The organism is Parageobacillus thermantarcticus, assembly GCF_900111865.1.
GTDB lineage: Bacteria > Bacillota > Bacilli > Bacillales > Anoxybacillaceae > Parageobacillus > Parageobacillus thermantarcticus.
Map to the genome: position 1 here is coordinate 1 of NZ_FOJS01000069.1, position 9,829 is coordinate 9,829.

Here is a 9,829-nt window from a genome sequence, read left to right on the forward strand (position 1 = left end):
AATTGAACAAAAAGTATCCTACTCTGACTATAACGGAGCCGAGATTGTCTCGCGGATTAATCAGACGCCAACGACCGTGACGATTGAGGCGGAGAAGATTAACTTGGATGGAATCACGAGAGTAAACAGCGCCCTATGGGTTGGCGAACCATTCGATTATTCCGGTGATAAGGCGATCAACTTTCGATCAGCCGCATCCATAAATTCACCTGCTGGCAGTGATTCTTTAATTATCGACTGCATGGGCGAAATTTTTCTACACTCCGGTTTAGGGATTCGATTTGATTTGCCTGGAGGCGGAAGAACGACAACAATAGACTTTTCTACAGCATATCGAATTATTTGGGGCGATAACGCTCCAACGTACTGTCAAAACGCCGATATGCTAGACGGCTATCACGCCAGCGCGTTCTCTTTCTCCGGACATGTTCATTCGGACTATGAATATGTTAAACCGAGTTCTGGGCAGGCGATTCGTCTCGGTATCTATACGACCGGACAGCGTTTAAACCTGTACTTGGGCGGCTCACTTATCGGATATATCCCATACACACCAGCTTAAAGGGAGGATGAAATAATGACAGTTCAAATCTTTTTGCATGACGGTATGTCGTTTACGGCGGATATTGCAGATTATAATGCGGCTGATCTAGCCCAAAAAATGAACGACCCGAAAATCATGATGATTGCGGTTGGGAATGTCATTGTGAACAAACAAGCGATCAAATTGATCGCTCCGGTACAACAGCAATAGAAAGGTGTGATTCGATGGAACAACGTGTCGCAAAACTGGAAACAGATGTGGCGATGCTCCGTGATGACATGGTTGATGTAAAAACTCGTCTCGCGGTTGCGGAGGCAAACATCAAAGATATGCGCGATGACATTCGAGCAATCAAGGATGATACAAAATGGCTACGACGAACGATCACGAACGCAATAATTGTTTCGGTGGTCGGGGGAATCGTAGCCATTATTTTTGCTGCATTGAAAGGGGGTGCGTGAGATGGATAAAGCAAGTGTTACCCGTTTTATTTTTCTTATCGTTGCTGTCATCAACGCGGTTCTAAACATGCTTGGTTATCAAACGATTCCTGATGATTTGGTCAATGATGTTGTTGCTGTTGTTTCTGGAATCTATGCGCTGTACATGGGCTGGAAAAATAACTATTTGAGCAAGAAGGGACGCAAACAAAAAGAAGTGTTGGAGAAACACGGATTATCTTGATAGGAGGGGATTCACAGTGACAAAAATTGTTCTTGACGCAGGACATGGCGGAACAGATAGTGGGGCTGTAGGGAATGGTTTGCGTGAAAAAGATTTGACATTGAATATCGTCAAAAAAATTGGTGACATGCTCAAAGACTACGAGGGTGTAGAGATCATCTACACACGGACGGATGATCGTTTTATTGAGCTTTCGGAGCGTGCGGCAATTGCTAACAGAGCGAAAGCAGACTATTTCATTTCCGTTCACATCAACGCTGGCGGTGGAACCGGGTTCGAGTCATATATTTTCAACGGCAACGTCAGTACAAAAACTGTTGCATATCAGAACGTGATTCACGCGGAGATTATGAAGGCAATTGGCGGAGTACGAGATCGCGGCAAAAAACGTGCGAACTATGCGGTACTTCGCTTGACAAATATGCCGGCCATCCTGACTGAAAACTTGTTCATTGACAATCCACGCGACGCAGCAAAACTAAAATCCGATCAGTTCTTGCAACAAATCGCATATGGCCACGTACAAGGCATCGTGAAGGCATTTGGCTTGAAGAAAAAAGGAGGGCAAACTACCGTGCAAAAAAATACTGTGAAGGATGACATCACCGGCCATTGGGCAGAAAAGAGCATTCGAAAAGCGATGAAAGCCGGAATCATCAAAGGTAAAAAGGATGGTACATTTGCGCCGAATGAGCCTGTCACAAGAGCGCAATTGGCCATAATTCTTGATCGTTTAGGATTGTTGAAATAATGAATCCCTGCCAAACGGCAGGGATTTTTTATTTTTATAAAAAATGTACAATCTTTTTTAATGAAAAATTAAGAAGGAATTTGATACAAAATGTTAAATTAGATAATATTAAGTACGTTAATACAGATATTTAAAAATAAAACTCTATAGGCGGGGGATGAGTTGTGGAACAAAACGTAACAAATCATTCTCAACCATTTAATGTGTACTGCAATGGTATTAGCATCGCAACAAGCCCGTATGATTTTACTTTTCTTCTAAATAATAATTCTCCTCAAGGCACTACATATTTGGGAGAAATTAAAATGAGTCCAGAACATGCTAAGGCATTTGCATATATGCTATTGGAGCATGTTCAACGCTTTGAAGAGTTGTTCGGTGAAATCCCTCAAGTAAATGAAGAAAAAGTAAGAAAGTTACAGGAAGAAGGAAAAATTACAGTTGAGGGTCGGGAGAATGTGTAAAGAAAAAGCAAAAGGGGAATATATATTTACTACAACAGATCCATTAGGCAGAATGGTTGCACTAAAACAAACTACATGGAATATGCATGTTATAGACGGCGATCATTATAGACCGGAGTTTATCGGTCAAGAAGAAACGATTAAAGGAATAATTGAAGACCCGAAATTTATTGTAAAAGACCCTATTGAAAATAGGGAGCGTTATTATGACATTGTTCATTTGACATCCAATAATAAAATAAAGCCTGTGATGGTTGTTGTAGATCATAGCACTGATATAGGAGATGTTTGTACAATATTTTCAATATCAAGAATGAGAGAGACTGGAGAAAGGGGGATTATATATGTACGTCCAAAAAGAAAATGAAAAAATTAATTACGATAAAGAACATGATGTACTGTATATTTTTATAGGTCCCCCTAGAATGGCTTATGAAGATGAAGTATCTCCAGGTATTTTTCTTAGAAAAGACGATGATACAGATGAAGTAATTGGTGCCATCATTATGGGGTACCGAAAAATAGATATAGATCACTTAATAAATGTTATACCATTTCAAATTGACTTCAAAAGGATTAATGAACAATTTATTAATTAAACATAGTTCGGAAGTAAAGTGCCTTTCTCATTCGAGAAGGGCTTTTTTTATTTTTATTGAAAATTCATCACGGAGGTGATTCCATGATCAAAATCGTCGGCAGATTGCGTTGTCCCGTTTGTTCTGAACCGATCCAGATCGACGAAAAAGTCTTCCTCGACATCATCAACACCGTTATTCATCAGAAGTGCTACTACAAAGCTCTGCGTCGACTCCCGATCCAAGATGAAGGTTCATTCCAGAAAATGCTCCTGAAATATCCGTTTCTCCATGATGATGAAGATGATTCCATATGAAAGGGCACAGTCCATCCGTGCCTTGCTATTCATCTTTATAATGAACCGTTATTTCTACACCCAACGTCAGTTCTTTAATAACAACAACCTCTTTATCTTTTTCAAAATCGTAATCCACTTTTTTAATTTTCCCACCGGTGAATGTAGCTTCGATATCATCAATTAAATCCAAATCAAGTAATTTTCCAATTTTTTTATTGTACTTTCTAGGAACATGGCCGATATGGTGTAACTCATCATCCAACTCAATGTAAACTTTTATTGCATTTGGATCGTACTCATTATTCGGATCTTTTTTGAATACAATGTATTCACCAAATTCAACATCTTCAAATTCTGGAACTTCATCATAATACTCCAAAATCTCAGAATTTGATAAACCTGAATAAAGTTCAATTCCTTTTTCTTCTGCGATTTCACGCCCGATTTTGTGAAGGAGTTTTTGTATGTCTTTTCCTGTTTCATTTTCATATGATACACCAGTTACTCTAAATGTAAGATTAGACACTGTTACTCCTCCTTGTGATAATTCGCTAAATAATGATGATTTTGTTTTTTAATGCAAAAGCCCTTCTCATCGAGAGGGGCTTTTTCTTTATTTTTTGGGTGTAAATGTAACTTGATTTAGACTCATAATTCTTATTTCTTGTCCCTCTTTCAATGATACGGTAATGTTATTTACCGCCATAGAGTCCGTCCCAAGAATCTCATTTACTTCCGGGACACCAAGCTCATTCAATACAACGAAGTTACCGGATTGTCCTTTTGTAGAAACGATGTATCGTCCTGCTTTTATATCTTCCCCAACATAAAAGGTTCCTGTTCCAAGCGTGACAGTTTTTTCAGTTTCTTGTTTTGTTTCTTCTTTTGAGGTGTTTTGTTGTTGGCCGTCAGCATCGGATGATTTCTGCACTGTTCTCGCTTCAGCTTTGACCTTATCCAATTCAGCCTGTAAATTGGTTACTTCTAGCGACAGATCGTCCCGCTCGTCTGTCACTTGTTCTAATTTTTTCTCCAGTTCGTCTTTCGATGTTGCTACTGACGCGTTGGACAGCGAAATTCCAAAAAGCAAGATTCCCGATACTAACGGGATGAAGAAGTTAGCTTTTCTGTAGCCTTCTTTCTTCCGATGCCGGAAATGGTGGATGATCGAATAAATAATCAAAGCTAATCCGGCAAAAAAACCGATGACGATAAGCATATGTATCCCCCTTCTTTGTTTCCCTTGATTCCATTATAAAGCGAAATGACCATTTTTTGAATGGTCTATATAAGAAAAAAGGCGGAGTAAGACTCCGGCCTTCTGATTAGATACTTGTGGGTCACCCACAAAACACCCACAATTTTATAGTGGGTTACTTTTTAATCAGGTTAAATAATTCGAAAAACCTTACAAAATCAATAATCGTAAAGTATTGTTTACCCATGCTGTGAGCAAAAATAATTAAGTTTGAAATGGAAGGAAGTATTGGTTAATCCTTATAATATCAAGGGTGTAGCGCCTATTTTGGTGCGCCACACCCACAAAAACTCATCGTTTTTTCAAAAACCATCCATTTGCCTATGGCGAGTGGATGGTTTTCACGTTTTTTGCCGCACGCATTCCGTTGTTCTCAAATTTTTTGCAATTATGATATGATTGAAGCTAGGTGATACGTATGATTTATATAGGGTTAACCGGCTGGGGGGATCACGACAGCTTATACCCTCCAGGCCTTGCAGCGAAAGATAAGCTGCAAGAATACGCTGCGCATTTTCCCACGGTAGAAGTGGATTCGTATTTTTATGCGATTCAGCCGCGGCAAAATGTCGAAAAGTGGATTCGTGAAACGCCGGATTCGTTCCGCTTTGTCGTGAAAGCGTACCAAGGCATGACGGGACATGAGCGCGGCCCAATTCCATATTCCAGCAAAGAAGAAATGTTTGCCGCTTTTTTGGACTCGATCGAGCCGTTTATCCGCTCGGGGAAACTGGCGATGGTGTTGTTTCAGTTTCCGCCGTGGTTTGATTGCCGTCGCGAGCATGTAATGTATTTGCGTTGGTGTAAGGCGCAAATGAAAGAAGTTCCGGTGGCGCTTGAGTTTCGCCATCGTTCATGGTTTTCCCCGCGCTTTTATGCAAAAACGTTGCAGTTTATGACGGAAGAAGGATGGATTCATTGCATTTGTGATGAGCCGCAGGCGGGGGAAGGCTCTGTTCCAACCGTGCTTCATCCGACCAACGCGGAAAAAACGTTGATTCGTTTACATGGGCGCAACGTATATGGATGGAATAAGGCGACAAGCGGAGAAAATTGGCGGGCTGTAAGATATTTATACAGATATCGCGAAGAGGAATTGCGCGAATGGGTGGCGCATATTGAAACATTAAAAACGAAGACGAATGATATTTATGTATTGTTTAACAACAATTCCGGCGGGGATGCTGCGGATAACGCGAAGCAGTTCATCCGCTTGCTCGGCATTGAGTATACGGATTTAGCGCCACGGCAGTTGGATTTATTTTAGCATTGGAGTGAGAATATGGAGTACGTATTGTTAGTGATTGTCGGCTTTTTAGCGGGAACGATTGGCAGTTTAGTCGGTTTGGGCGGCGGTGTGATCATTGTGCCATCTTTGCTGTTTTTAGGTGCTATACATTGGCTGCCGCACGTCACCCCGCAAGTGGCGGTCGGCACTTCGCTTGTTGTTATTATTTTTAACGGACTATCATCGACATTGTCGTATATGAAGGAGAAAATGGTTGATTACCAAAGCGGGCTTTTATTTTTTATCGGGAGCGGCCCTGGAGCGATCATTGGCGCTTGGATTAATAATAAGTTAAGCTTAGAGCATTTTTCGCTATATTTCGGGCTTTTTTTAATCGCTGTATCGTTTTTTTTATCTTTCAGCAGCAACGCTTCAGCGCGCTCGCAAAGAAAATCGTTTAAAATTACGCGCACTTATATAACGAATGAAGGGGAAACGGTGACGTATGGATATCATCCGCTCGTCGCTATTGCCATTTCTTTTGTCGTTGGTTTTTTTGGCGGAATGTTTGGCATCGGCGGCGGTTCGTTAATGGTTCCAGCGATGATCATTTTATTTTTCTTCCCTCCGCACGTCGCTGTTGCGACTTCCATGTTTATGATCTTTTTATCCTCTCTCGTTAGTTCGCTGACGCACGTTTTTATGGGGAATGTCGAATGGCTGTTTGCGCTTTCTTTAATTCCGGGTGTTTGGTTTGGGGCGAAAACAGGTGCGTTTATTAATAAACGGCTTCGCAGCAAAACGATTGTGATCGCCTTGCGCCTCGTGCTTGTTCTTTTAGGAATCCGTCTCATTTATCAAAGCTTTGCATAAAGGAGGGCGCTCGTTGAAACGGACAGTATACGTATACCATACGAACGATGTGCACAGCCATTTTGAATATTGGCCGAAAATTTCTCGTTTTTTATGGGAACAAAGACAAAAGCATGAAAAACGCAATGAGACGATGCTGTTATTTGACATTGGCGATTTTATTGACCGCTTTCATCCAATTACGGAGGCGACAAGGGGAAAGGCGAATGTGGATTTGCTGAATGAACTTCATTACGATGCTGTAACGATTGGAAACAATGAAGGAATTACCCTTGATTACAATGAATTGGATACACTATATGAAAACGCGCGCTTTCCGGTGCTTGTCGCCAATTTATTTAAGAAAGATGGCACGCGCCCTTCTTGGGCGCACCCGTACTGCATTATTCCCATTTCCGATACGTTACGCGTCGGCGTGATTGGAGTTACCGCTTATTTCACTAAGTCTTACGAGCTACTGGGCTGGAAAGTAACGACACCTTTTGCGATGCTGGCAGACATTGCGGCCGAGGTGAAGAAGCAAGCCGATCTTGTCATTTTATTATCTCATTTAGGAATCTATGATGATGAAAAAATCGCACAGACGATACCGGAAATTGATATCATTCTTGGAGGGCACACCCATCATTTACTCCCAGAGGGAAAAAGGATTAATGACACATTATTGTGTGGAGCCGGGAAATATGGAAAATTTATTGGGGTAGTGAAGTTGGAAATTGAGGAAAGCGACCATACATATGAAGCGTTGGCTACCGTTGTGGATGTAGAAAGCTTTCCAGATTCAGAGCAAATGAGGCGCACTTTATCGTTATTAGAAAAGCAAAGTTTAAAAAAATTGGAATCGGAACAAGTTGTAGAACTGAAGGAAGATCTGCCGCTGCAATGGTTTTCGCCATCTCCGTTTGCCAAACTGCTTGCTTCGGCGCTGAAAGAATGGTGTGATGCGGAAATTGGCATGGTCAATGCGGGCGTCCTGCTAGAGCCGCTTTACAAAGGGATGGTGACAAAAAAAGATTTGCACCGCATTTGCCCGCATCCGATCAACCCTTGCAAAGTGCAGCTGCGCGGCGCGGAACTAAAGGAGATTATTTTACAAGCGAATACAGAAAGAATGAAATACTTAGAATTTAAAGGATTCGGGTTTCGCGGCAAAGTGATGGGGCAAATGGTGTATGACGGGGTCGAACTGGAAATGAAATCGGGAAAAGACGGTTCCGAGCATATTCGCCGCATTATGATTAACGGCGAGCCGTTAAATCCGGACCAGCTTTATGATGTGGCGACGATTGATATGTTTACGATCGGGCATTTTTATCCGCAAATTCGGCGCGCTCCGAAAAAAGAATATTACATGCCGGAATTTTTGCGGGATGTTTTAGCGTGGAAATTAGCAAACAGAAAATAGGCGCACTTCCTCCCTTTATCTCATACATTGAATAGGGGGAAGGAGCGTGATTTTATGATGATTAGTGTGACTCCAATCACGATCGATCATTATCCGTTTATCGCCGTTTCCGTGCAATTGCCGAAAACGAATTTGCTTGCCGTGTCAAGCGCAAAAGGGTACATTATGTGCGGCGCGCTAGATGTTGCGCTATTGAACGAAAAATTGCGCGACCGCGGAATTGTTGCTGGAAGAGCCGTTGGCGTCCGCACGATTGAACAGCTGCTTGAAGCGCCTTTAGAATCGGTGACGGTGGCTGCCGAAGAGCTGGGAATTACGGCCGGTATGAAAGGAAAAGATGCTTTGTTGAAAATGCGGTAAAAAATTATATAACAATTTGCGTTATCTCCCTTCTTTCAAGCATACATATAGCTTGTAAAGGAGGGATTTTATTTTGCCTAGATTTCCCGCGCGTTTGAAAAAAGGTCCGCTTCCCTTTCGATACGTATTTTTGTTGACGTTTGTTTTCTTTATGTTTGCGACTGCGATAAGCCTTTGGATCGTTAATAAAGCGATTGAACCAGTCTTAATGGAAATTGCCGAAAAAGAAACAAAACGAATTGCCAATTTAGTCATTAATAATGCGATTGAACAGCAGTTTTTAAAAGAAAAAACGGACATGAGCGACTTAATTACGGTACAGAAGGACGAAAGCGGCAAAATTGCTTCGGTTGATTTTAATACGGCAGTTGTCAATCGAATTTTGGCCAAAACGGATGATTATGTCATGCAAAGCTTAAAAGCGGCGACGGAAGGGAAGATCGCAGAGCTTGAACTTCCTGATGCCAAACTGGATAAAGAGGAAAACAACGGAATTATTTATTATATTCCAATTGGCCAAATTACAGATAATTCGCTTCTTGGCAATCTTGGGCCACGCGTTCCCGTTCAGTTTCAGCTCATTGGCAATGTTTCGTCAGATGTAACAAAAGAAATTGAGCCGTTTGGAATTAATAACGCATTAATTGAGGTCGACATTCACGTTTCCGTAGATATTCAAGTAGTGATTCCATTCGCGACAAAAGCTGCGACAGTTTCAACGGATCTTCCGATCGCGATGCAGGTGATTCAAGGCGAAGTCCCAGAATTTTATAATGATGGTGGAAATGTCAATCCGTCTTTTAAAGTTCCTTCACAATGATTTTGATGAACGACATTTGTTTTTCTACACGTAACAAGCCGATGAGTGTTTTTGTGTAACAGGCTCTGTTTACGGGCAAATCTCGGTACTCTCTTGGTCCAGAGGGCTTGTTGACATCATTTCTGGTTTAATTGGCTTCGGCAAAATGGAGCGTGCATTATTATATAGAGAGAAGAAAAAAGATTTTGTAATATAGGACAAGTTACGGTAATTTTTCTAATGACAATAACAAATGATCCTGTAGATGAGCAAATTCGCTAACATAAATTTACAACCAAACAAAAAAAGAGACATGAACCCGATTCCTTGATTAGAATAGATGTGTCACCAAAACTATTCACAAGGAGGTTCATGTCTCATGAATAGATTAGCACATCATCAAGGAATCCACAAGTTTTTCACGATGTTGGGGTTGGCACTTTATTTTTCAAAACCTGTCATGAAGCATCTCGTTCATATCGTGGATGCGCTGACCACCAAAGGATTTGCGGGAACATTGACCGATCTTCATCATTGGAGCTTTCATCCGAACCACCGCACGACACTCAGCCATTTTTTCACGAAA

At 41.4% G+C, this 9,829-nt stretch carries 16 protein-coding genes and 1 pseudogene; 15 read left to right on the forward strand and 2 right to left on the reverse strand.

What is annotated here, in order from left to right:
• The 9 genes from BM278_RS18970 to BM278_RS17085 all read left to right on the forward strand — a co-directional run.
• A partial coding sequence (locus tag BM278_RS18970) for a hypothetical protein (RefSeq protein WP_167359678.1) occupies positions 1 to 562 on the forward strand: 562 nt, incomplete at its 5' end.
• 15 nt (positions 563 to 577) lie between these two features.
• Complete coding sequence (locus tag BM278_RS18975) at positions 578 to 754, forward strand: hypothetical protein (protein WP_167359589.1); 177 nt, start codon at positions 578 to 580, stop codon at positions 752 to 754.
• Between the two features lie 14 nt (positions 755 to 768).
• Positions 769 to 1,005, forward strand: coding sequence for a hemolysin XhlA family protein (locus tag BM278_RS17055; RefSeq protein WP_090952206.1), 237 nt, complete (start codon positions 769 to 771; stop codon positions 1,003 to 1,005).
• 1 nt (position 1,006) lies between these two features.
• Positions 1,007 to 1,228: a phage holin gene (locus BM278_RS17060; RefSeq protein ID WP_244151219.1), complete on the forward strand. Its 222-nt coding sequence runs from the start codon at positions 1,007 to 1,009 to the stop codon at positions 1,226 to 1,228.
• A gap of 16 nt (positions 1,229 to 1,244) precedes the next feature.
• Positions 1,245 to 1,979 (forward strand): N-acetylmuramoyl-L-alanine amidase, encoded by a 735-nt coding sequence (locus BM278_RS17065; RefSeq protein WP_090952212.1) that lies wholly within the window; start codon positions 1,245 to 1,247, stop codon positions 1,977 to 1,979.
• Positions 1,980 to 2,143: 164 nt separating this feature from the next.
• Positions 2,144 to 2,443 carry a DUF3467 domain-containing protein gene (locus BM278_RS17070; RefSeq protein WP_090952215.1) on the forward strand — a complete coding sequence of 100 codons (300 nt, stop codon included), beginning with the start codon at positions 2,144 to 2,146 and terminating at the stop codon, positions 2,441 to 2,443.
• On the forward strand, positions 2,436 to 2,810 hold the full coding sequence (locus tag BM278_RS17075) for a hypothetical protein (protein ID WP_090952218.1): 375 nt from the start codon (positions 2,436 to 2,438) through the stop codon (positions 2,808 to 2,810). Before BM278_RS17070 ends, BM278_RS17075 begins: the two co-directional genes overlap by 8 nt.
• Positions 2,788 to 3,042 carry a DUF2283 domain-containing protein gene (locus BM278_RS17080; RefSeq protein ID WP_090952221.1) on the forward strand — a complete coding sequence of 85 codons (255 nt, stop codon included), beginning with the start codon at positions 2,788 to 2,790 and terminating at the stop codon, positions 3,040 to 3,042. The genes BM278_RS17075 and BM278_RS17080 overlap by 23 nt, the downstream gene beginning before the upstream one ends.
• An 83-nt stretch (positions 3,043 to 3,125) precedes the next feature.
• Positions 3,126 to 3,338 (forward strand): hypothetical protein, encoded by a 213-nt coding sequence (locus BM278_RS17085; RefSeq protein WP_090952224.1) that lies wholly within the window; start codon positions 3,126 to 3,128, stop codon positions 3,336 to 3,338.
• 25 nt (positions 3,339 to 3,363) lie between these two features.
• Here the strand turns inward: BM278_RS17085 and BM278_RS17090 are convergent, their stop codons facing one another.
• Together BM278_RS17090 and BM278_RS17095 are read right to left on the reverse strand one after the other, a co-directional pair.
• Positions 3,364 to 3,846, reverse strand: coding sequence for an HIRAN domain-containing protein (locus BM278_RS17090; protein WP_090952227.1), 483 nt, complete (start codon positions 3,844 to 3,846; stop codon positions 3,364 to 3,366).
• A gap of 87 nt (positions 3,847 to 3,933) precedes the next feature.
• Entirely contained in the window at positions 3,934 to 4,539 is a 606-nt protein-coding gene (locus BM278_RS17095) for a bZIP transcription factor (RefSeq protein WP_061580387.1), read from the reverse strand.
• 457 nt (positions 4,540 to 4,996) lie between these two features.
• Between BM278_RS17095 and BM278_RS17100 the strand changes: the two genes are divergently transcribed.
• From BM278_RS17100 to BM278_RS17125, 6 genes and pseudogenes are all read left to right on the forward strand, one after another.
• Positions 4,997 to 5,845 (forward strand): DUF72 domain-containing protein, encoded by an 849-nt coding sequence (locus BM278_RS17100; RefSeq protein ID WP_090952229.1) that lies wholly within the window; start codon positions 4,997 to 4,999, stop codon positions 5,843 to 5,845.
• A 15-nt stretch (positions 5,846 to 5,860) separates the two neighbouring features.
• Complete coding sequence (locus BM278_RS17105) at positions 5,861 to 6,679, forward strand: sulfite exporter TauE/SafE family protein (protein ID WP_090952232.1); 819 nt, start codon at positions 5,861 to 5,863, stop codon at positions 6,677 to 6,679.
• Between the two features lie 13 nt (positions 6,680 to 6,692).
• Positions 6,693 to 8,084, forward strand: a complete 1,392-nt coding sequence (locus BM278_RS17110) for a bifunctional metallophosphatase/5'-nucleotidase (protein WP_090952235.1) — start codon at positions 6,693 to 6,695, stop codon at positions 8,082 to 8,084.
• Between the two features lie 57 nt (positions 8,085 to 8,141).
• The gene (locus BM278_RS17115; protein WP_090952241.1) at positions 8,142 to 8,444 is read left to right on the forward strand and encodes a YunC family protein; all 303 of its coding nucleotides are present in this window, start codon (positions 8,142 to 8,144) and stop codon (positions 8,442 to 8,444) included.
• A gap of 73 nt (positions 8,445 to 8,517) precedes the next feature.
• Complete coding sequence (gene yunB / locus BM278_RS17120; RefSeq protein ID WP_090952238.1) at positions 8,518 to 9,264, forward strand: sporulation protein YunB; 747 nt, start codon at positions 8,518 to 8,520, stop codon at positions 9,262 to 9,264.
• 358 nt (positions 9,265 to 9,622) lie between these two features.
• Positions 9,623 to 9,829 (forward strand): annotated as a pseudogene (locus BM278_RS17125) (IS701 family transposase); the annotation flags it as partial.